Consider the following 20,957-nt stretch of genomic DNA (forward strand, 5'->3'; position numbering starts at 1 on the left):
CGGCGACTCAGCGGTACCCGGCTATGATGAGGGCGATTCCGAAGATCAAGCCGACCGTGATGAGGGCGACGCCGCCGACCGCGTAGAGTTCAGCGGCGGTGTACTGAAACCGCTCGCCGTATCTCATGATCGCCGCCGACAGCAAGAGCGTGATTCCCGACCCGGTCAGGACCGTCGCGACGTCGAATCCGGCGGGGTTTCCGATATCAGGCATATAAACGAACTGTGAGGTGGGACCGGCATAGAACTGGTGCCCGGCCCCCGCCGGACCTACCACTCCTTGCACGCCTCGCAGACGAACCCGCCGTCGGCGTTCCAGAGGCGTTCGACGGACTCCCCGCAGGCGGCGCAGTCGACGCCCTCGGGGTCCCACCGGTACGTGGCGACGGCCGCGGACGCGTCGCCGTCGGCGGCGTCGGACGGTTCGGCGTCTCTCTCCTCGGTCTCCGCGTTGTCGTCCGCGGAACGCTCCCCGGTGAACTCTTCGAGCGACCGGTCCTCGGTCATAGTCGAGTCCACGGGGGCCAGCCTTTAACCTCGTCTCATCTCGTCCGACGGCCATCTGGGGTCACCGCTCCGTTTCGAATCGCTCCGAGGCGACGCGTCGAACGAGGACCGCTCTCGGGCGGTCCGGGAACCGCCGTCTCGGGGTGGCGGTCAGCGGATTCCCGGCGGTGGGGAGGTATCCATCAACACACAAATACGGGGAACCCGAACGGTCCCGCATGGTCACGGTACTGGACTTCGTCGTGATGCTGCTCGAAAGCGCCGTCGAACTGCTCGTCACCGGTGGACTGCGGATTCTCGGCACCGGCGACCCCCTCACGATACTGTCGTTCCTCGTCGGCGGGGCGTTGATAGCGTTCTCCGCCGTCGTCTTCGGCTTCCTCGCCCTCGGCGGGATAGTGAACTGGGCGACCGGTCTCGGGGCTAGCGCGCCGAGTCGTACGCCTCGGCCGCGAGAGTAATCGCCTCGTCGGGGTCGGGGCCCAACGGAGACCCGACGACGATGCCGTCGGCGTGGTCCGAGACGGCGGCCATGCGGTCTGCGACCTCTTCTTCGGTTCCGGCCATCGCGAAGGCGTCCACCATCGCGGGCGTCACGAGTTCGAACGCCTCCGAGAACGCGCCCGAGCTTATCTTCTCGCCGATATCGCCCGCCAGCGACCGGTCGAGTCCGTGTCTGTCGAGTACCGGCGGCGCCGCGCCCGCGGCGATGAACGCCACCGGGGGACGGGCCGCCTCGCGGGCGGCCTCTCGGTCCTTCGCGACACTGACGCTCGCGTACGCGAGCAGTTCGAAGTCGCCGCGTTCGTCGGGGCGGTCCGAGACGCCCTCCGCGGCGCGTTCGCGCGCCCACGCCACGTCGTCGGGGTGCGACCCGTTGAACAGCAATCCGTCCGCGTGCTTTCCCGCCATCCGACACATGTGCGGCCCCTCGCCGCCGACGTAGACGGGAATCTCGCCCGGCACCTCGAAGTTGAGTCCGGCGTCCGTCGCCTCGAACGTCCCGTCGTGAGAGACGCGTTCGCCCGCCCACAGTCTCTGTGCGACTTTGAACGACTCCAACACGGAGCGCAGGCCGCGTTCGTCTTCGAGTCCGAGATTCCGGAGCGTCGAGGGGTCGCCCGGGCCGATGCCGAAGACGGCGCGGCCCGCCGACAGTTCCGCGACGGTGGCCGTCTTCGACGCCAGCGTCACCGGGTGGAGTTCGTAGGGGTTGGCGACGCCCGGACCGATGCGGATGTCCGTCGTCTCTGTGGCCAGTCGCGCGAGGACGGCGAACGGGTCGCGGTTGTTGTAGTGACAGGAGACGAACGCCGCGTCGTAGCCCGCGGACTCGGCGCGGACGCCGCGTTCGACAACCTCCGGAACGGGATGTTCCGGCGTCAGTTCGACGCCCAAGAACCCCTCATCCGTCATACTCCCACCCCCTGAGGGCCTGCCGGACGAAGTCGCCCTCCACGTCGCGGAAGTGGGCGTCGCTTCCCCCGTGGTCGCCCCACTCGAAGTCGCGGACGACGACGACCGGCGTGCCGCCCGCCCCCTCACCGGCCACGAGGTTTGCGGCCGCCGCGAGTTCGTCGACGACGCTCTCTACGGTCACGCCGAGTTCTCGGCCGTCGCGGTCGGACTCGCCGCGCCAGTCTCGGGACGCCTGCAACCCGGCCCACCCGAGTGCGACGCCGCGTTGCCCGTGGCGGAACGGTCGCCCGCAGGTGTCGGTGACGACGACGCGGTCGGCGGGTAGTTCCCGACGGAGTCGCTCCGCGCTCTCTGCGGGTCGCTCCGGCAGGAGAAGCAGGTCGTGGTCGGGGACGTTCGAGCGGTCGATACCCGCGTTGACGCCGACGTGACCGAACCGCGTCTCGGTCAGGAGAAACGGCGACTCCATCAACAGGTCGACGCTCTCTTCGAGGACCGCCTGTGCGAAGCGCGGGTCTTTCTCCTCGCCCGTCGCCGCGCCGATGGTCGAGGCTATCTCCGTCGCTCGCGGGCCCGCCGGGAACTCGGAGAGGTCGGCCTGTCTGCCCTCGGCCTTCGAGACGACGGTGGAGGCGACGCAGACGACGTCGTCCTCGCGGAGGTCCACCCTGTCTCGGACGATGGCCGCCAGGTCGTCCCCCGGACGGATTTCCGGCACGTCGGGGACGGCGAATAGTTCCATACTGCGACGTGGGGACGGGCCAGTAAAAAGCGAGGAGATGTTGGAGAATGCGGCCGGTATTCGGACGGCGGTATCGTCCGTTCGTCCCGGGCGAAAGCGGGCGCAAGACCCGTTGTCTCGGGGGACGTACCGGGCGTATGGCCCACGTCGTGACCTGCTTCGTTCGGAACCGCGGTGCGATTCTCCTGACGCGCCGAAGCGATAGCGTCGGAACGTTCGCCGACCAGTGGGCGGGCGTTTCGGGGTACGTAGAGGGCGACCCCTCAGACGCCGACGACGACGCGCGGCGCGAACTCAGAGAGGAAGTCGGACTCTCCGAGTCCGACCTGCGCCTCGTCCGCGTCGGCGCGCCGTTGGACGTCTCCCACGATGAGGGCGAGTTCACCGTCCACCCGTTCCTGTTCGAGACGGAGACCAGAGCGACATCGCCGGACGAGGTCCGGCGGGCCGACGAACGGGGTCCGTCGACGACGACGAACGAGGAACTCGCCGCGGTGACGTGGGCCGACCCGACCGAGATGAGAGAGCGCGAGACGGTGCCTCGACTGTGGGACGCGTGGAGGCACGTCGCCCCCACCGTCGCGGACGTCCGCGAGGACGAGACCCACGGGTCGGCGTGGATAGCGGCGCGCGCACTCGAAGTGCTGCGCGACGACGCCGCCGACGCCGACGACTGGGACTCGGTCGCTCGAACGGCCCGCAAACTCCGCGACGCCCGGCCCAGCATGGCCGCCGTGTCGAACCGCGTGAATCGCGCGATGGCGACGGCCGACCGGACGCCCGAGTCGGTCCGAGAGCGGTGTATCGACCTCCTCCGAGCGTCGTTCGACGCCGCCGACGGCGTCACGACGGCGGCGACAAATCGACTCGCAGATTCGGACGCGACGGCCGTCGCCACCATCTCGCGGTCCGGAACCGTCCGACGGGTGCTCCGAGAGTCGGACCCGGACGCCGTGGTCGTCGCCGAGTCGCGCCCGGAACGCGAGGGCGTCGGCGTCGCCGAGTGGGCGGCGACAGAGACGGACGCGCGAGTCACGCTGACGACCGAAGCCGCGCTTCCGGCCGCGTTCTCGCGACTCGACGTCGACGCCGCCGTCGTCGGCGCGGACGCCGTCCTCCCGGACGGAGGCGTCGTCAACAAGACCGGAACGACGGGACTCGCACTCGCCGCACGGGAGGCGGGCGTCCCCGTCTACGCCGTCGCGACGTGCGACAAGGTCAGACCGACGGGCGAGGACGGCGTGGGCGACGAATCGTCGGGGTGGGCGGACGTCTACGACGGCGAGGCGTCGCTGTCGGTGTTCGCGCCGACGTTCGAGGCGACGGCCCCGACCCTCCTCGACGGCGTCGTGACGGAAGCGGGCTTCGCTGACGAAGCGGACGTCCGCGATATCGCCGAGGAACACGCCGAAAACGCCGCGTGGGACGACGCGGGAGGGTAGCGTCGGACCGTCGCGGCGCGAGAAGCGCCCGGAACCGAGAGGAGTGGATTCTTGACGCTCCGGCCTCACTCTCGACTCGGTGGCAGTGAAGACAGTTACCCCCTCCGAGCCCCTTGTGACGAGGACCACTCCCGAGCCACCGTCTACAGACGACGCGCGACTGCGGTTCTCGGTCTGATTCCGCCCGTAGCGAGACGCTCGGCGTTCCGCGCCCGATTCAGCTGACGAACTTCAACAGGTCGTCGCGCTTTTGGTCGTGAAAGTGCGTTTTCAGCGCCGAGAGTAGCGGTTCGACGTTCCCGCGCTTCGCGGAGATGGGCGCGATGGTGTCCTGCCACTGTCTCCACGGCGGTAGCAGTCCGAGTCGGTCGCACAGGTCGTCGAGACGTTCGTCCTCGTCGTCTACCTTGTCCATCTTGTTCACCGCGACGACGGTGGGAATCTCCAGTTCGCGGAGAAAGTGGAACAGTTCCACGTCGTGCGGTATCTCGTCGGGACCGGAGTGTCGGTCGATGATGTCGACGACGCTCTTGCCGTCGACGACGAGGACGCCCGCGAGGATGTCGTCGGCGTTGGCCTCGACGTACCGGACGATGTCCGTCGCGATCTGTTCGCTTCGGCTCTCCTCGACGCCGGACATGAACCCGAAGCCGGGCAGGTCGGTGAACATGAAACTCTCGGGGGCCCAGTCGTAGTGGTTCGGCTTGCGCGTCACGCCGGGTTTCTTGCCCGTCGTGAACTTGCTGTGGCCCGTCAACTCTCGCATCAGCGTCGACTTGCCGACGTTTGAACGCCCGACGAGGACGACTTCCTGTCGGTCCGGGCGGTCTTCGAACATGTGTGAACGGACGCCGCCGCGGCGGTTAATGCTGACGTTGACGACTCCGTGGAGTGCTCTCTCGAACCGCGCCCGAAACTGCTAACTGACACTCCACAGAGAACATCTCTATCTTCAAACACTCTTTCCTAAGCAACAATCTTATTACGGTTGCTGTGTAGGCTGAGACAGAGTCACATGCAACGGACTTCCGACCAGCCCTCGAACGGACCTCAGCCGGGCGACTCCCCGGAGGAACTCCGGCAGGCGCTTCGCGACGCGACCGCTCTCTTGAACGACGACGTCGAACGGCCGCAGTCGTTCTTCGTGGCGATGCAGTACGGCAACGGGACGGACTACGTCCACGCCCACGCCGACACCAACGACGACCACCTCGACCGGAAGGTGTACGACCTCTTCTCGCCGCTTGCGGTCCACGTCCAACAGGTCGCCGAGGCGGCCAACGCCGACCCGGAGAAGGTGCTCGAGTGCACCGCGGAGATACTCGGAAGCATCGAGGAACCCGCGCGTCTCGGTGAGTAGTCGGAGCGACGCGAGTTCTCGCCGCCGCGGCGTCTACCGTCTCACGGCGTGAACACCGGTCTGACGCAGCCGTCGGCTTTCTGTTTGAACATCTCGTACCCCCGCGGCGAGTCCTCAAGCGAGAACTCGTGCGTCGCCAGATACGAGGGGTCCATCTCGCCTTCCTCGACGTGTTCGAGCAGTTGCGGCACGTACCGCTGGCCGTGCTGTTGTGCGGTGCGGACGGTGAGGCCCTTGTTCATCACGACGCCCATCGGGAACTTGTCCATCACGCCGTAGACGCCGAGAACCGACAGCGTGCCGCCCTTCCGACAGGCGCGTACCGCCTGTCGAAGCGCGTCGCCGCGGTCGGTGTGGAGTTTCAACTGTTGTTTCGCGCGGTCGTACGCGTGGGCGACGCCGGTGCCGTGCGCCTCCATCCCAACCGCGTCGATGCAGGCGTCCGGTCCGCGCCCGCCTGTCATCTCTTTCAGCGTCCGGACGACGCTGTCTACCTCGGTGTAGTCGATGGTCTCCGAGCCCGCTTCGTTCCGCGCCATCCGCAGTCGTTCGGGGAAGCGGTCGATGCCGATGACTCGTTCCGCGCCCATCAGCGCGGCGCTCTGTTGGGCCATCAGGCCGACGCCGCCGCAGCCCCAGACGGCGACGATATCGCCGGGTTCGATGTCGCAGAAGTCCGCGCCCATGTAGCCGGTGGGCCACGCGTCGGAGGCGAAAAGCGCCTGTTCGTCGCTCAGACCGTCGGGAACGTGAAAACAGTTCTCCTCGGCGTGCGGCACGCGGACGTACTCTGCGTGCGACCCCGCGTATCCGCCGAACGCGTGGGTGTAGCCGTAGATGCCCGCGGTCGAATCGCCGAGCAGGGGCTCTTGTAACTCCGCGTTCGGGTTCGTGTTGTCGCAGAGCGACCACAGGTCGTCCTGACAGTAGCCGCAACTGCCGCACCCGACGAACGAGGGGACGACCACCCGGTCGCCCTCTTCGAGGTGTTCCACTTTACGCCCCACCTTCGCGACTTCGCCCATGAACTCGTGGCCGATGACGTCGCCCTCCTGCATCGTCGGGAGGTAGCCGTCGATGAAGTGGAGGTCCGAACCGCACGCCGTCGTCATCGTCACGCGGAGGACCACGTCGCGCGGGTTGACCAGTTCGGGGTCGGGGACGGTCTCTACGCTCAGGTCGTTGACGTCGTTCCAGCAGAGTGCTCTCATTGTCGTACGCTCCTATATCAGGTCTCCGCGTCCGCGAGCGGATGGATTGCTCTCGAGCGTCGGTATCTCGCCCGTCTCCGCGAGGCTCTTGAACCGGTGCAGCGCCTTCTTCGCGAGGACGGCGGGGACGAACCCCGCAAACTCCATCGCCGCGCGTCCGAGTCGCCCGCCGGGCGGGTCGAATCGGAGGCGGAGCGTCACTTCCGTCCCCTGGTCGCCCGGCGCCGACTCGAAGCGAACCGACCCCTCGTTGGCCACCGCGGCGTCTTCGAGCGACTCCCACCGCAGGAACTCGCCCGAGTGACTCTCGACGAAGCGAGTCTTCCACTCCATATCGCGGCCGAACGGGCCGGAAACGGTCCAGTGGAAGCGGTCCTCGTCCACCGGCGACACGTCCGCGAAGTGCCCCATCACCCGACTCAACTGCTCGGGGTCGCGCCACATCTCGTACAGTTCGTCGGCGGGTTTCCCGACGGTGATGGTCCGTTTTACGTCCGTCTCGACGGGGGCGGCCTCGCTCTCGTCTTCTCCGTCTTCGGCGTCGTCGCCGTCGTCGAACGCGTCCGGGAGGGGGCTTCGACCGGGGACGCTTCGGTGGAGCAACCACCCGCCGACCAACGCGGCGAACGTCCCCGGGAGCGTCCGCCGCCTGACGCCGAACACGAGAAGCGCGCCGCCGACGACTGCGGAGGCGATTCGCGTCCCGCGCCCCACGTCGTCTCCGGCGGCCAAGTCGGCCGGAATCGGCGTCTCGGCGTCCGACTCCCGGTCCAGCGCGTCCCGGATTCGAGCGATCATGGCGAGAACCGTCCGGCGTTCCCTCTCGTCGAACGACGCGTTCGACCGCCGCGCGTTCGACGTTCGACCGCGGTTCGCCGCTTCTCTCGATGTGTTCGCTGTACGGACATTAACTAGCACACCTCACCGAGGGGTATCAGGGCGTGGACTTGTGCATTGGGCCTGCAAACGCCGCGCAGGGGGCAAGGAGCCTCCGAGTTCCCGCCTCGGAGATACCGACGTACTAGTAGGGGGCGTCGCAACTGACGGCATGGAGAAACAGGACCTCCGCGAACGGGTATGGGACGAGTTAGAGGAGAGCGGAGAGGCACGCTTTCCGTATCCACCTCACGGGAGAATTCCCAATTTCGACGGTGCAGACGAGGCGGCGGAGCGATTGGCGGCGAACGAGACGTGGCGGGAAGCGGACGTGATCAAGTCCAATCCGGACTCGCCGCAACTCCCGGTGCGACGCGCCGCGTTGCGAGCGGGCAAAACCATCTACATGGCGGTGCCTCGATTACGGGACGAGAACTGTTTCCTCCGATTGGACCCCGACGAAATCGAGGACATCGACCACGCGACGACTATCGGCGGGTCCTCGGAGGTCGGCGTACAGGTCGGCCCCGAGGAGATGGAATCGATCGATCTGATCGTCTCGGGAAGCGTCGCGGTGAACAGCGAGGGCGCGCGGGTCGGAAAGGGCGAAGGGTACAGCGACCTAGAGTTCGCCATCCTCCGGGAGTTCGGACTCGTCGACGACGAGACGGCGACGGTGACGACGCTCCACGAGACGCAGTTCGTCGACGAGGAGATTCCGACGACGCCGCACGACATACCGATAGAGTGGGTGTTCACGCCCGAACGGAGCGTTCGGACGGACGCTCCGGCGAGCAAGCCGGAAGGGATCGAGTGGGACGTTCTGACCGAGGAACGGATGAACGAGATACCGATTCTCCGTCGGTTGAAACCGTAGTCGGGCGGTCGGTCTCAGAGAGTTCCGATCAGCGTTCCGATAGTCGCCGTACCGACCATCAGTCCGGCACCGAACCCGCCGACGCGCGCCATCGCGCGCCGCGAACTGCGCTCGGTCCACCGGGTTCCGGTGTCGAGTCGTCGCTGTGCGGCCTCGACGGCGTCGCCGACGGCGACGGACCCGGCCCACCCGAGCAGCCCGAACCCGAACCAAAGCGCGCCGAACGCGAATCCCGTTTCAGCTCCGGCGAAGGGGTCGGCGCCTGCGAGCAACACGAGCGCTGCGACGATGAGCGGTGCCGCGAGGAGACCGACGATGCCCGCGCCGCAGACGAGTCGGGTACGGGCGCGTAGCCACGTCGGTATCGACGCCATCCCTCAGTCGACGGCCTCCCGCATCCGGGGGTCGAGGGCGTCGCGCATCCCGTCACCGAGCAGGTTGAACCCGAGGACGGTCAACGCGAGGAACAGACCGGGGAAGAACGACCACCACCACACGCCGGTGAGAAGCCCCTGACTCACGCCGTTCGAGAGCATCAGCCCCCACGACGGCGTCCCGGCCGAGGCACCGAATCCGAGGAACGACAGCGCGGCCAAGTCGATGATCGCGAGCCCGAAGTTCAGCGTCGACTGGACCGTGATCGGTGCCAGACAGTTCGGGAGGACGTGCCTGACGAGCACTCTCGGGTTGGTCGCGCCGAGTGCGACCGTCGCGTCGATGTACTCGTTTTCGAGGACGGTCAGCGCCGCACCGCGCACGACGCGGGCGAACCGCGGCGTGTACACGAGCGTCAGCGCCGCCACCGCCCGCCACAGTCCGAGTTCGTCGGGGAAGATGGAGACGAGAGCCAGCGCCAACAGAAGCGACGGGAACGCCAACAGCACGTCCATCGTGCGCATGATGACGTTGTCGGTGACGTCTCCGTAGTAGGCCGCGACGATGCCGAGTCCGACGCCGAGCACCGTCGAAGCGCCGACCGTGACCGTTCCGAACAGCATCGCGTACCACGCGCCGTACGCGACGCGGGGCAGGAGGTTACGCGCCTGTCCGTCGGTTCCGAAGGGGTACGCCAGACTCGGCGACGCCCGATTCGGGTTCGTCCCCAACTGCGACCGGGCGATAACGTCCAAGTCGAGCGTTAGCCGCGCGTACAGCGCGACGACGAGCATCGTCACGATGATGACGATACCCACGATTGCGAGGCGGTTCGACAACAGTTGTGAGAGGAACGGCGAGGCGCGGACGCGGGCGGCTATCCCCCGGCTCTCCGTCTCGCTCTCGGAGATGGTTTCGGTGCTCATTGTTCGATCCTCGGATCGAGATACGAGTAGGTGATGTCAACGCCGAGATTCACGAGGGTGAACAGGAACGCGAACGTCAGGACCGTCCCTTGGACGATGGGGTAGTCGCCGACCTCGATCGCCTCGACCAACAGCGTGCCGATTCCGCCGATGGCAAAGACCGTCTCGGTCAGGACCGCACCGCCGAGCAGGCTCCCGAACTGGATTCCGATGATCGTGACCACGGGAATCAACGCGTTACGGAAGCCGTGTTTCAACACGGTGATCTTCGCTCCCTGCCCCTTCGCGCGGGCGGTTCGCATGTAGTCTTGGCGGATGACTTCGAGCATCGACGAGCGCATCATCCGGGAGATGAGCGCCATCGAGTAGACGCCGATGACGAGCGACGGCAACAGCATGTGCCGGACGGCCGACTTGAACATCTCCCAGTCGCCCGCGAGTAGCGTGTCGACCGTCACCAGTCCGGTCACGCGAACCGCGGAGACGTTGTATATCGCGGAGATCCGACCGCTCGTCGGGAGCACCCCGAGTATCTGCGCAAACAGCAAGATGAGAAGCGGGCCGCTCCAGAAGATGGGCACGCTGATTCCGGTCAGCGCGCCGACGCGAGTGGCGTGGTCGGTGATCGTGTCCTGTTTGACGGCGCTCAACACGCCGAGGGGAATCCCGAACACGATGCCGAAGAACTGCCCGAACATCGCGAGTTCGAGCGTGACGGGAAGCTTGTTGGCGAGCACCTGCCGGACGGTCGTGTTCCGGTTTATGATGTACGACTCGCCGAAGTCGAACTGCGCGACGTTGACGAGGAAGTCGAGATACTGACGCCAGAGGGGCTGGTTCAACCCGAGGTCGGCCCTGATCCGTTCGACGAACTCCTGGCTCGCACGCTCGCCCGCGATGGTGAGCGCCGGATCCCCCGGAGAGAGGTGGAGAATCGCGAACACCAGCGTCGCCACTCCGGTCAACACCGGGACCAGCAACAGCAACCGCTTGAGTACGAATCGTTTTGGAAACATCGGGAGAGAGGTGGGGTGGCTCGTCTACTCCAGCGAGACGAGGTTGAGGTACGGACCGCTGATCGCGGCGATCTGGAAGCCGCTCACGCGGTTCGCGACGCCCCGAAGCTCCTCGGCGTAGTCCAGATAGACCCACGGCGCCTCGTCGTGAGCGATCTGCATCGCCTCGTTGTACAGTTCGGCACGTTCGCTCTCGCCGGTCGTCCGCTGACCGGTTTCGACGGCGTCCATGTAGTCGCGATTCGCCCAGCCAGACCGGTTGCTCGTGTTGTATCCTTCGGCGTCGAAGCTAACCCAGTCTTCGCCCTCGGTGAGTTCGCCCTCTTCGACCTGCGGGTGCAAGAGGACGTACGCGAAGTTGTCGGGGTCGGCGTTGTCGGTGTACCAGCCAAGGAAACACGCGTCGTGTCGCCCCTGTGCCGTGTATTCGAGGAACGGCGAGAACGACTGCTGGTTGATCTCGACGTCGATACCGATCTCAGAGAGGTTGGACGCGACGGTCTCTGCGGTCTGGATCGGCGAGGGGTTGTACCCGCGCGGGTTCTGGAACGTCGCCAACTCGAACGAGAACCCGTCGCCGTAGCCGGCCTCTTCGAGGAGGCTCTGGGCCTGTTCGGGGTCGTACGGGTACGGGTCGAGGTCTTCGTTGTGCCCCAGCACGTTCGGGGGCAGCGGCTGGCTCGCCTGCGTCGCGAACCCGGCGTATATCTCGTTTACGATCGCCTCGGTGTTTATCGCGTGGCTGATCGCCTGCCGGACGCGGCGGTCCTGGAACTCCTCGACTTGGGCGATGTTGAACGCCATGTAGCCGATGTTGATTCCCTCGGTTCGGACGAGTTCGGCGTTTCCGGCGCCCTCGACCTGTTGGGACGACTGCGCGCCGAGGCCGTCGATGATGTCGAGTTCGCCGCTGGCGAGCGACTGCGCCCGCGTGGAGTTCTCGCCGACCGTGACGAACACGACTTCGTCGACGTTCGGCCCCTCGCCCCAGTAGTCGTCGTAGGCTCTGAGTCGAATCTGCTCGTTGGAGTCGTCGAGGGTATCGAGTTCGAACGGACCGGTACCGACCGCGTTCGAAGAGAGGTCGGTTCCGTACTCTTCGATCGCCGCCTCGGAGTGGACCGCGGCCGCGAACATCGCGAGGTTCCGGAGGAACGGCGCGTACGTCTGCGTGAGCTGAATCGTCATCTCGTAGTCGCCGTCGACCTGAATCTCGTCGATCCACGACCCGAGCGTGAACGGGCCGTACGCCGAGACGTAGTCGTCGCCGGCGTAGTGCTCGTAGTCGGAGTCGACGAAGCGACGGTACGTCGCGACGAAGTCCTGTGCGGTGAACTCCTCGCCGTTGTGGAACGTGACGCCCTCCTTCAGGGTGAGCGTCGCCGTCTCGCCGTCGAGCGAGTAGTCCGACGCGAGCCCCTCGGTCAGCGTCGACTCGCCCGGCTCGAAGTTGATGAGCGTGTCGTAGATCTGTTCTGTGACCTTCGCGACTTCGCCGCTCGTGCTGTTCTGGAAGTCCACCGTCGAGGAGTGGCTCCCGCGACCGTAGCGGAGGAGACTCGACTCGCCGTCGCCGCCGTCTTCGGTCCCGCTTCCGTCTTCCGTCGCGGCACCGCCGTCTCCGGTGCCGTCGCCGTTTCCGGAGTCGTCGGTACAACCGGCCAGCCCGACGCTGACCGACGCGCCGCCTGCGGCAGCGAGGAACCGCCGTCGCGAAACTGTATTGTCAGAGGATCCCATAGATATTGGCTATTCAGTAAAGTAAATAAATTTGCCGAACTAATTGCACGAGGGTCGGCGGCGAACTACTCGACGAGATGGCACGCCGCAGGGTGTTTCTCGCCGTCGAGCGTCGGCGGTTCTCGCTCGCAGATGCTGGTGAATCGGTCGGCGAGAAGCGACTCCGCGCCCTCCCAGTCGCCCTCGGCCACCAGTCGCAGGGCGCGGTCGACGGTTTCACCGGGCTTCCCCTCGGGGAACCGGTCGAACTGGGATTCGCGGAGTGCGGCCGCGACGGCGTCCGTCGACGCCGCGCCGCCGTCCGTCGTCGCGGTTCGTCCGTCCTCGGCGACCCGACGCCCGTCACCGGCCGCCGTCTCCCGCGCGGTGTCGACGTCTATCGACCGTCGCTCGACCCGTTGCCGGAAGTCCATGACCTCGCGGTACGCCTCCTGGTCGATATCCATCTCCTCGGGGGGGATGACCTTCGGGCACCGCGTCCGGAAGTGACAGCCCGACGGCGGGTTCGTCGGCGACGGAACGTCGCCTTCGAGGATGATTCGGTCGTCCGTGTCGGCGGTCGGGTCGGGTTCGGGGATGGCCGACAGAAGCGCCTGCGTGTACGGATGCATGGGGTCTGCGAACAGTTCGTCCGTCGGTGCCACCTCGACGATTTCGCCGAGATACATGACCGCGACCCGGTCGGAGATGTGCCGGACGACCGAGAGGTCGTGAGCGATGAACAGGTACGTCAGGTCGAACCGGTCCTGTAGCTCCTCCATCAGGTTGAGAATCTGCGCTTGGACGCTCACGTCGAGCGCCGACACCGGTTCGTCGGCGACGATGAACTCGGGGTCGACCGCGAGGGCGCGGGCGATTCCGACCCGCTGTCTCTGCCCGCCCGACATCTCGTGGGGGTAGCGGTCGTACTGACCGACTTCGAGCCCCACCGCTTCGAGCAGTTGACGGACGCGACGGCGACGACGCAGACGGTCGGTATCGCCCGCGGACAGCGTGACCGACACGCGCTCTATCTCCCCGCGGTCGGTCCGGTCGACGCTCGCGTCCACGCCGAGATGCTCGCGCACCTCTACGTCCACCTCGTCGTCGACGACGGTGACCGTCACGTGCGCCGTGGCGACGCCGCCGCCCGACCCGACGACGGCGTCGATTTCGTCGCCGACGGTGACGTCGACCCGATCGCGGGCGATTCCCGAGACGGTCACCTCGGCTTCGGTGCCGACGCTCGGGTCGCTCTCGGGCAGGTCGTGGATATCCAGCGGTTCGCGGACCGTCGCCCCCACCGTCTGGCGCGGGTCCAGCGAGGACAGCGGGTCCTGGAAGATCATCTGCAGGTCCTTTCGGGTGTCTCGGAGCGCCGAACCGTCGAGTTCGGTGAGGTCCGTCCCGGCGAACAGGACGCGCCCCCCGGTCGGTTCGGTGAGATGCAGTAGCGCGCGCCCGGCGGTGGACTTCCCGCAGCCGGATTCGCCGACCAGCCCGAGCGTCTCCCCTCTGTACACCGTGAAATCGACGCCGTCGACCGCTTTCACGCTCCGGCCGTTCCCGCCGAGGAACCTGTCGAGTATCCCGTCCTCTTGATCGTAGTACTTCCGGAGACCGTCGAGTTCGACGAGCGGTTCGTCCCGCAGGCGGTGGTCGGCGTCCGCGGCCAGCCCTTCGGAGCCGTACTCGCTCTCGTCGAAGTCTTCGAGGATACATTTCGCCCGGTGGTCGACGTCGTCCCCCCCGTGTTGGAGGAACGGAATCTCGCCGCTCGTGCACTCCTCGGTGGCCCACGGACACCGCGGCGCGAAGTGGCAGCCGTCGGGCATGTCGACGAGGTCCGGGACGTTCCCCTCGATGGGGGTGAGCCGGTCTTTCTCCTCGGACGGGAGCGACTCCAACAGCGTGTACGTGTACGGGTGCGAGGGGTTGCCGAATATCTCCTCGACCGGTCCCTCCTCGACTATCTCGCCCGCGTACATCACCGCGACGCGGTCGCACGTCTCGGCGACGACGCCGAGGTCGTGAGTGATCATCAGGACGGACATCCCGAGGTCCTCTTGGAGGCCGTCGATGAGGTCGAGAATCTGCGCTTGAATCGTCACGTCGAGCGCCGTCGTCGGTTCGTCGGCGACGAGCAGGTCCGGCTGGCACGCCAGCGCGATAGCGATGAGGACGCGCTGGCGCATCCCGCCGGAGAACTCGTGCGGATACTCGTCGATTCGAGCGCCCGGTTCGGGGATGCCGACGTCCTCTAACACCTCTATCGTCCGCTCTCGAACGTCCTCGTCGATGTCGCGACTTATCTTCGGGAGAATCTCGCGGACGGCGTTGAACCACGAGTCCTTCCGACGGCCGCCGTACTGGTGAAGCCGGAGACTCTCTGCGACCTGTTCGCCGACGGTCACCGACGGGTTCAGCGACGTCATCGGGTCCTGGAAGATCATGCTGATCTCCTGACCGCGGATGAACCGCAACGCTTCCTCCGGCGCGTCGGTCAGATCGACCGTGTCGCCGTCGACGAACGAGGGGGAGTCGTACCGCTCGCGGAAGGTCGCCGCGAGGTCGCTGTCGGTCAGTTCGACGGAGCCGGAGACTATCTCACCCGGGTCGTCTACGAGCCCCATCGTCGAGAGCGCGGTGACGCTCTTGCCCGACCCGGACTCGCCGACGAGGCCGACGGTTTCGCCCTCTCGAACTTCGAGGTCGACGCCGTCGACTGCCTTCACCTGGCCTCTGTCGGTCGAAAACTGCGTCCGAAGGTCAGAGACCGAGAGTAACGGAGACATACGGCGGGATTTTCCGTCTCGGTGCAAATATCTTTGCTTTCCGCGTCCGACGCCGCCCGAGAGGAACCTTTACCCGGGACAGTTGGCCTATGCCAGACATGGACGTTGACGAACACCCGCTGGCGGAAGAACGAGACGAGTGGGAGACCGTCGTCGAGGAGTGTCGAGCGCTGGCCGACGACTACCGCGAGCGCGGATGGGAGGTGTTCACCGCCGTTCCGGGCGACGTCGTCCCGGTTCCGGCCCCGGGCGACTCCCGGACGGAGAAGACCGGCATAGACGTACTGCTCTCGGGAGAGGAGTTCGCGGAGTTGTCAGCCCTCGTCGACGCAGTCGATTTCGACGAGTTCGAGGCGTTCCGGGCTTACGAGAACGGAATCGTCTACCTGACGCTGCTGTTTCGAGCCTCCGACGCGGAGACGGCGGTCTGTCTGCCCCTCTACTACCGGGTGACGGAAGCCGACCGGATGCTCGAACGCGTACGCGCCGGGGACGCGATGAAGACGTATCTCCACCCGCTGTCCGGCGAGGAGCGTCTCGAGTTCGACCACGAGGACCCGACGCCGCTTTTCCCGCCGCAGGACGTCTCCGAGGAGTAGCCCCGAACGCCGGTCTCTCCGCGCCGACTGCTCGCCGGGCCGAACCGCTCGAAGCGAGCGGGGCCGTCGGGCACCCGCCGCCGGAAAGTGTCGGCGAGAGAGGACAGACGCATCCCACCCGTCTCGGTCGGGTCGAGGAGTGCAGCGCGAAGAGTAATCCGCCGTCTCTCGGGGGGTGACGCCCCATATACACGTATTCTGGAACGAACGGCCACACCAGTTATCCGTTTTTGTGCCGAACCGTTGTCACTGACTGGAGTTGTCGACTGCCGCCCGTCGGGGCGAACTGAACGACGAACCAGCGGAGACCTGAAGCCATGAGCGAAACCCAATCACAGACGGACGCGGTAGAGACGGTGCTCGATCACGCACAGACAGACACGTCGCCGGAGGACGCCGGTATCGCCGAGGTGTCGCGGGCGGTGTTGCAGGACATAGACGACATCAACGACGGCGACCTCTCCGTGGAGGTGGTCGGACGCGCGATCGGCGAGGCGTTGGGGCGCGAAATCGGCGCGCGCCTCGGGAGCGAACTCGGCGAGTGGATCGGACTGCGGACGCGAGACGCGATACGGGGCGGCGACAGCGACGACGCAGGGTCGTTCACGGAGATGCTCCGGTCGTGGGTGAGCGCCATCGTCGAGTGGCTTCAAACGGCCGTGGGAGGAGCGATTCCCGGCGTCGGCGAGAGCGCCCGAGAGGCGATTCCCGACGCGGGAGAGGAGGCGGAAGACGTAATCCCCGTTCTCGGCGGGGAGGCGGAGTCCGACGGCGCCGACGACGAGAGCGGCGAGGACAGTCGCGACTCCGACGAGTCGGCGACCGACCCCGCCGACGTCGACCCCGACGCCGAGTCCGTGCTCGTCGAATCCGACGAATCCGACGACTCCGACGACTCCGAGACGGACCAGTCCGAAGAGAGCAACGACGGCGACGACGCGTCGGGCGACGACGGAACCGCCGACGAGACGGCGAGCACCGAGTCCGAGGAGAAAGCGGGCGGCGAAGAGCGACCCGAAGAGTCGGACACCGACGCATCCGACGCAGACGAGTCAGAGACATCCGACTCCGACGCGGCCGAAGCGAACGGAGACGGGTCCGACGGAGACGCGACCAAAGAGGGGATGAGCAAGCAACTGGACGAGATGTCGAAAGAGGACCTCCAGGGACTCGCACAGGACCTCGTCGACGAACTCAAACAGCGACAAGAAGAGACGGCCTGACGCCGACTACCGTTCGTTCGGCTTCGGTTTCTTCTCCGACGTGGAGACGCGGTGAGATTTGAGCGGGTGTCTCGACTCGTCCTCTCGGTTCAACTCGCGTTGAATCTCGTCCCACTCTTCGAACATGCCGTACTCCCGCATCGTCGCCATCCCCGCCAAGGCGGCCCGGAGTTTCAGCCCGACGAGCGGGATATCCGCGACGGTGATGAGCACGTCCGCCTCGACGACGGCGCCTTTGTCGAGGAGCATGTCCACCAGATCGACGATGGCGTGTTGGTCGCCCTTGCTCGGCTTCACGGCGACGCTCCCTCCAGGTCGTCGAGTTCCGGAGCGAACGTGTACGGCGGCCACGGACCGCTGAACCGCACCTCGACGCCGTCCTCGGCGGCGATGTCGTCCAGTATCGCCCCGACGTCGTCCTCGCGGTCCAACGGGGCCAAAATCGCGAACCGGACCGAAACGGTCGAATCGTCGTCGTCGGACTCCGCGCCGACGAGAGAGGCGCTCCGGTTCTCTCCCAACCGGCGGATTCGGTCCGCGTACCGGGCCAGTCGCTCGGCGATGTCTTCGGCCTCGGTCTCGCGGTGGTCGCGGACGAGGTCGTCTAACCGCTGTTCGTACTGCTTTCCGACGAGGAATCCCGTCCCTTCGCCGGACTCCTCTTTTCGCGTCCGGAGTTCCCCGAGGCGGTCGTCCGTCTCCGCGAGGCGGTCGGCCAACGCGTCGTAGTCGCGGCGCACCTCGATGCGGTACTCTCTGAGTCCGGCGAGTTCGTCGAGGGCGTCGCGGAGTTCCGCGTCGGACTCGCGGAGCCAGTTTCGGACGACGCCGTCGTCGCCGGTCAACACCGTGTCGAAGCGGACCGGAAGCGGCGTCCCGAAGGCGTCCGCGGCGGCGTCTATCACCCGCTGGTGAGCCAACAGCCAGCGTTTCAGCGTCGTCGGGTCGTCGCTGTCGTACAGCGAGTCACATCGGTGAACGACCGCGCCGAGAGCTCCGTCGGTCACGACGTGGACGGGTTCGTCTTCGATGCCCTCGACGTCGAACTCGGCGTCGTCGTCCACGCGGACGACGCAGTAGAGGTAGCGTCCGTCCTCGAACTCGGTGTCGGATGCGGGGGCGGCGTCACTCATCGCGTTCGACCTCCGGTGCGGGCTCTACCCAGTTCGTATCTTCGACCTGTCGGATGGCGTCTTCGACCAGTCCGTCCAAGTCGGCTCTGAGCTCTTCGACCGGTTCCTCGATTCCCTCCTGTTCTTTGAGCCCCTCGATTTCGGCTTCGATCGCGGCGAGTTGTTGGCCGAGTCGCTCTATCTCCTCGTCCGTGAGGTGGCCGGACTCCATGCGTCGGACCGCCTCGCGTTCGAGCGCCTCCACGAGCAGTTCGACCACGGTGACGACTAACGCCACGAGCCCGGTTCCGGCGCTCTCCTCGTCTATCTCGATGGTGGTCATCTGTCGTCTCGGTCTCCGTCGTCTCGGCTCGTCCGTTCTGCGGCCTGTTCGCCGTCCTCGTCGTCGGATTCGACGAGCACGGACTCGGCGTCGGGGTCGACGTCGGCGGGGTCGGCAGCCGACTCGTCGGAGTCGCGACCGTCCTCGCCGCTCTCGTCGTCGGCGGAGTCGTCCGACGCGGCGGGCGTCTCCTTCGTCGCCGGGGTCTGACCGCTCGCGGGCGTCTGAGCGGTCACGGGAGATTTCTCGGTCAGAAACTCCGCTTCGTCCCAGTCGTCTTCCCCGTCTCCCCCGTCTTCCTCGTCTTCGGCCTCGTCTCTCTGCGTTCCTCTGGCCTCCGCGGCGTCCAGTTCCGCCTCCGACGACTCGGTCACCGTCACGGGCGCCTCGGCCTCCGAGATGCCCTCGCGGCGTCCGCCCTTGGCGGCGGCCTCGACGCGGTCCATGTCGGTCCCCTCGGGGAACTCAAGTCCGTACTCGGCGGCCGTCTCGAAGGAGGCGATGGCCGCGCGGACTTTCACGCCGAGCAGTTCGGTGTCGCCGATGGAGACGACGATGTCGGCGTTGACGACGACGCCTTTGTCCAAGAGCATCTCGACCATCTCCGCGAGGTCGGTCTTCTGGCGGGAGGGTTGCTCAACCATCGGACTCACCCGTCTCCGAGTTTCCGGTCTCTTGGTCGAACCGAGAGCCGTAGATGCGCTTTCTGTTCGGAGCCGTCGAGTAGCGCGTCTCCCGCGGAATCGTCGAGTAGTGGGTCGCGTGCCCGATGTCCCCGCGGTCGTTCTGGATGGTCCTGACCGCGGTGGGGTTCCGCGACGAGGTGCCCTTGCTCCGATTGCTGGTGCGCTGTTGGTTCTTCTCGTACACCTTCTTCAGCTTCTCGTGGGCCTCCAACATCCCCGCGCGGAACTCGTCTACGGCGTCCATCGCCTTCGACTGAATTCCCATCTGGACCGCCCGCTGGTCGTACTCGTCGAAGCCGATTTCGTCGTCGCCGCCGACGAGTCCGCCGTCGGAGTCGCCGGCGTCGGACCCGCCGAGGAGTCCGTCGTCTTCGGCGTCGTCCGCGTCGCCGGTGAGAGCGTCCGTCGCACTTTCGACGAATCCGTCGTCTTCGTCCCCGTCGTCCTCGGCGATGAGGCCTTCCAGTTCCGCGATTACGTCGTCTTCCGCGTCGTTTGCCTCCGCGTCCTCCGAGTCGTCGAGGAGTCCAGAGCCGAGGACACCGTCGCTCTCGCCGTCGCCTTCGTCCCCGAGGATGCCGGAGTCGTCCGACTCCCCGCCGAAATCGAGGTCCTGTGACTCCTTCCAGAGTCGGCGCAGGTCCGTGGCACCCAGCATCTCGCGGAGTTCGACTGCGCCGAGGAGTTGCCGGTAATCGACCGCGTCCCCGAGTTCGCCGTCGCGAACGGCGTCCGGAACCTCGCCGGCCTCGATGGCCTTCAGGAGTTCCCCGCCGTCGACGGCGTCGGGGAGTTCGCTCACGTCGACGGCGTCGACGACGTCCTCCACTTCGTCGGCGGTGTGAATCAGTTGCCTGAGAGTCCGGATGGCGTCTTCGAGACTCCCCTCCTCGACCGAGTCTTCGAGGTCAGCCATCTCCTCTCGGGTCCGGGTCAGCAGTTCGTCGATGTCGACGTCGTCAGTCATCGCCACCGGCCTCGTCGGAGTGGATGCGAACCTGGAGGACGCCGTTGTTGATTCGCGCGTTCGTCCGGTCGTACGACGGGAGGTCGATGGGAATCCGGTCGAGTCGGCGGCCGTCGACGGTGACGACCAACTCACCGTCGTCCAGTCCGACCTTCACGTCGTCGGGGTCGAAGTCGCTGAGGTCGACGGTCACGACGGCCGTATCCCCCTCGTGGGAGACCGTCGACGGGAGGTCGGCGCTCGCGTGGCGTTTCGTCCGCGAGCGCTCCGTGCGCGGCGTACGCTTCGGCCCGTCGCGGTCCGGTCTGTCGTTCAGCCCGGTGTCGACCGAGTACCGGTACTCGACCGAGGACCGGTCGGTATCGAACAGGCCCGAACCGCTGTTTCGGCCGCGGTTTCCGAGCGCAGACAGTACGTTCGTCAGCGCCCGAAACCCCGCACCGAGCGACACGCCGTCCCGGTCGTCGGATCGGTTCTCGTCGTCGTTTGGGTCGTTTTCGTCGTGCATTAGCGTTTCACCTCTATCTTACCGCCGGACAGTTGGTCGCGCACTTCCTCGGCCAGTTCTAACTCCTCCTCGAGTTCCTCTTTGCGGCGCTCGTACTCCGGTTTCGAGCGTTCTCCCAGTTCGTACAGCAACTGGTTTTCCTTCAGTTCGTCCCGCAGCGATTCGATGTCGTACATCTCCTCTAACGCCAGTTGCTGGAGGACGTCGAGAAGCGAGACGAACGGCCGGACGAGCAAGTCGTCGAGGAGGAACAT

Annotated in this window: 25 protein-coding genes; 6 read left to right on the forward strand and 19 right to left on the reverse strand. The window is 66.4% G+C overall.

All coding sequences use genetic code 11. The features are described from left to right. Positions 1 to 7: 7 nt before the first annotated feature. Both BM167_RS11975 and BM167_RS11980 read right to left on the reverse strand, forming a co-directional pair. Complete coding sequence (locus tag BM167_RS11975; RefSeq protein WP_092892744.1) at positions 8 to 214, reverse strand: hypothetical protein; 207 nt, start codon at positions 212 to 214, stop codon at positions 8 to 10. 56 nt (positions 215 to 270) lie between these two features. Next, positions 271 to 507: a DUF7573 domain-containing protein gene (locus BM167_RS11980; protein WP_092892746.1), complete on the reverse strand. Its 237-nt coding sequence runs from the start codon at positions 505 to 507 to the stop codon at positions 271 to 273. A gap of 218 nt (positions 508 to 725) precedes the next feature. Between BM167_RS11980 and BM167_RS11985 the strand changes: the two genes are divergently transcribed. Beyond that, the gene (locus tag BM167_RS11985) at positions 726 to 968 is read left to right on the forward strand and encodes a DUF8024 family protein (protein WP_092892748.1); all 243 of its coding nucleotides are present in this window, start codon (positions 726 to 728) and stop codon (positions 966 to 968) included. On the opposite strand, the gene BM167_RS11990 is transcribed toward BM167_RS11985, so the two are convergent. Together BM167_RS11990 and BM167_RS11995 are read right to left on the reverse strand one after the other, a co-directional pair. After that, entirely contained in the window at positions 931 to 1,923 is a 993-nt protein-coding gene (locus BM167_RS11990; RefSeq protein WP_092892750.1) for a 5,10-methylenetetrahydromethanopterin reductase, read from the reverse strand. The genes BM167_RS11985 and BM167_RS11990 overlap by 38 nt on opposite strands. Continuing rightward, positions 1,913 to 2,668, reverse strand: a complete 756-nt coding sequence (locus tag BM167_RS11995; RefSeq protein WP_092892752.1) for a coenzyme F420-0:L-glutamate ligase — start codon at positions 2,666 to 2,668, stop codon at positions 1,913 to 1,915. Before BM167_RS11995 ends, BM167_RS11990 begins: the two co-directional genes overlap by 11 nt. A 137-nt stretch (positions 2,669 to 2,805) precedes the next feature. On the opposite strand from BM167_RS11995, the gene BM167_RS12000 reads away from it, so the two are divergent. Then, the gene (locus BM167_RS12000; RefSeq protein WP_092892754.1) at positions 2,806 to 4,110 is read left to right on the forward strand and encodes an eIF2B alpha/beta/delta subunit family protein; all 1,305 of its coding nucleotides are present in this window, start codon (positions 2,806 to 2,808) and stop codon (positions 4,108 to 4,110) included. A gap of 217 nt (positions 4,111 to 4,327) precedes the next feature. On the opposite strand, the gene engB is transcribed toward BM167_RS12000, so the two are convergent. After that, entirely contained in the window at positions 4,328 to 4,948 is a 621-nt protein-coding gene (gene engB, locus BM167_RS12005; protein ID WP_092892756.1) for a GTP-binding protein EngB, read from the reverse strand. 177 nt (positions 4,949 to 5,125) lie between these two features. Between engB and BM167_RS12010 the strand changes: the two genes are divergently transcribed. Next, on the forward strand, positions 5,126 to 5,470 hold the full coding sequence (locus tag BM167_RS12010) for a hypothetical protein (protein ID WP_092892758.1): 345 nt from the start codon (positions 5,126 to 5,128) through the stop codon (positions 5,468 to 5,470). Positions 5,471 to 5,511: 41 nt separating this feature from the next. On the opposite strand, the gene BM167_RS12015 is transcribed toward BM167_RS12010, so the two are convergent. Next, a complete protein-coding gene (locus BM167_RS12015) occupies positions 5,512 to 6,681 on the reverse strand; it encodes a zinc-dependent alcohol dehydrogenase (RefSeq protein ID WP_092892760.1) in 1,170 nt (389 codons plus the stop codon). A gap of 12 nt (positions 6,682 to 6,693) precedes the next feature. Next, a complete protein-coding gene (locus BM167_RS12020) occupies positions 6,694 to 7,479 on the reverse strand; it encodes an SRPBCC family protein (RefSeq protein ID WP_092892762.1) in 786 nt (261 codons plus the stop codon). 250 nt (positions 7,480 to 7,729) lie between these two features. On the opposite strand from BM167_RS12020, the gene BM167_RS12025 reads away from it, so the two are divergent. Continuing rightward, complete coding sequence (locus tag BM167_RS12025; RefSeq protein WP_092892764.1) at positions 7,730 to 8,434, forward strand: 5-formyltetrahydrofolate cyclo-ligase; 705 nt, start codon at positions 7,730 to 7,732, stop codon at positions 8,432 to 8,434. Positions 8,435 to 8,448: 14 nt separating this feature from the next. On the opposite strand, the gene BM167_RS12030 is transcribed toward BM167_RS12025, so the two are convergent. The 5 genes from BM167_RS12030 to BM167_RS12050 all read right to left on the reverse strand — a co-directional run bounded on the left by BM167_RS12030 (position 8,449) and on the right by BM167_RS12050 (position 15,265). After that, entirely contained in the window at positions 8,449 to 8,808 is a 360-nt protein-coding gene (locus tag BM167_RS12030; protein ID WP_092892766.1) for a DUF7268 family protein, read from the reverse strand. A 3-nt stretch (positions 8,809 to 8,811) separates the two neighbouring features. Then, entirely contained in the window at positions 8,812 to 9,735 is a 924-nt protein-coding gene (locus tag BM167_RS12035) for an ABC transporter permease (RefSeq protein WP_092892768.1), read from the reverse strand. Beyond that, positions 9,732 to 10,751 carry an ABC transporter permease gene (locus BM167_RS12040; protein ID WP_092892770.1) on the reverse strand — a complete coding sequence of 340 codons (1,020 nt, stop codon included), beginning with the start codon at positions 10,749 to 10,751 and terminating at the stop codon, positions 9,732 to 9,734. The genes BM167_RS12035 and BM167_RS12040 overlap by 4 nt, the downstream gene beginning before the upstream one ends. Positions 10,752 to 10,775: 24 nt before the next feature. Continuing rightward, a complete protein-coding gene (locus BM167_RS12045) occupies positions 10,776 to 12,491 on the reverse strand; it encodes an ABC transporter substrate-binding protein (RefSeq protein ID WP_092892772.1) in 1,716 nt (571 codons plus the stop codon). A 65-nt stretch (positions 12,492 to 12,556) separates the two neighbouring features. Then, on the reverse strand, positions 12,557 to 15,265 hold the full coding sequence (locus BM167_RS12050) for an ABC transporter ATP-binding protein (RefSeq protein ID WP_092892774.1): 2,709 nt from the start codon (positions 15,263 to 15,265) through the stop codon (positions 12,557 to 12,559). A gap of 98 nt (positions 15,266 to 15,363) precedes the next feature. Here BM167_RS12050 and BM167_RS12055 point away from each other — a divergent pair, with 98 nt between their 5' ends. Together BM167_RS12055 and BM167_RS12060 are read left to right on the forward strand one after the other, a co-directional pair. Continuing rightward, entirely contained in the window at positions 15,364 to 15,864 is a 501-nt protein-coding gene (locus BM167_RS12055; RefSeq protein WP_092892776.1) for a DUF7529 family protein, read from the forward strand. 317 nt (positions 15,865 to 16,181) lie between these two features. Beyond that, positions 16,182 to 17,087 (forward strand): hypothetical protein, encoded by a 906-nt coding sequence (locus tag BM167_RS12060; RefSeq protein WP_092892778.1) that lies wholly within the window; start codon positions 16,182 to 16,184, stop codon positions 17,085 to 17,087. Positions 17,088 to 17,093: 6 nt separating this feature from the next. Here the strand turns inward: BM167_RS12060 and gvpM are convergent, their stop codons facing one another. The 7 genes from gvpM to gvpG are packed head-to-tail and all read right to left on the reverse strand — an operon-like array spanning position 17,094 to position 20,957. Next, entirely contained in the window at positions 17,094 to 17,384 is a 291-nt protein-coding gene (gene gvpM / locus BM167_RS12065) for a gas vesicle protein GvpM (RefSeq protein WP_092892780.1), read from the reverse strand. Continuing rightward, complete coding sequence (gene gvpL, locus BM167_RS12070) at positions 17,381 to 18,220, reverse strand: gas vesicle protein GvpL (protein ID WP_092892782.1); 840 nt, start codon at positions 18,218 to 18,220, stop codon at positions 17,381 to 17,383. The genes gvpM and gvpL overlap by 4 nt, the downstream gene beginning before the upstream one ends. Further along, positions 18,213 to 18,542, reverse strand: a complete 330-nt coding sequence (gene gvpK, locus BM167_RS12075) for a gas vesicle protein GvpK (protein ID WP_092892784.1) — start codon at positions 18,540 to 18,542, stop codon at positions 18,213 to 18,215. Before gvpK ends, gvpL begins: the two co-directional genes overlap by 8 nt. Next, positions 18,539 to 19,186, reverse strand: a complete 648-nt coding sequence (gvpJ, locus tag BM167_RS18955) for a gas vesicle protein GvpJ (RefSeq protein WP_092892786.1) — start codon at positions 19,184 to 19,186, stop codon at positions 18,539 to 18,541. The genes gvpK and gvpJ overlap by 4 nt, the downstream gene beginning before the upstream one ends. After that, positions 19,179 to 20,195, reverse strand: a complete 1,017-nt coding sequence (locus BM167_RS18530; RefSeq protein ID WP_092892788.1) for a hypothetical protein — start codon at positions 20,193 to 20,195, stop codon at positions 19,179 to 19,181. The genes gvpJ and BM167_RS18530 overlap by 8 nt, the downstream gene beginning before the upstream one ends. Then, complete coding sequence (gene gvpH / locus BM167_RS12090) at positions 20,188 to 20,703, reverse strand: gas vesicle protein GvpH (protein WP_092892790.1); 516 nt, start codon at positions 20,701 to 20,703, stop codon at positions 20,188 to 20,190. Before gvpH ends, BM167_RS18530 begins: the two co-directional genes overlap by 8 nt. Further along, entirely contained in the window at positions 20,703 to 20,957 is a 255-nt protein-coding gene (gene gvpG, locus BM167_RS12095; RefSeq protein WP_092892792.1) for a gas vesicle protein GvpG, read from the reverse strand. The genes gvpH and gvpG overlap by 1 nt, the downstream gene beginning before the upstream one ends.

This window comes from Halopelagius inordinatus (assembly GCF_900113245.1).
Lineage (GTDB): Archaea > Halobacteriota > Halobacteria > Halobacteriales > Haloferacaceae > Halopelagius > Halopelagius inordinatus.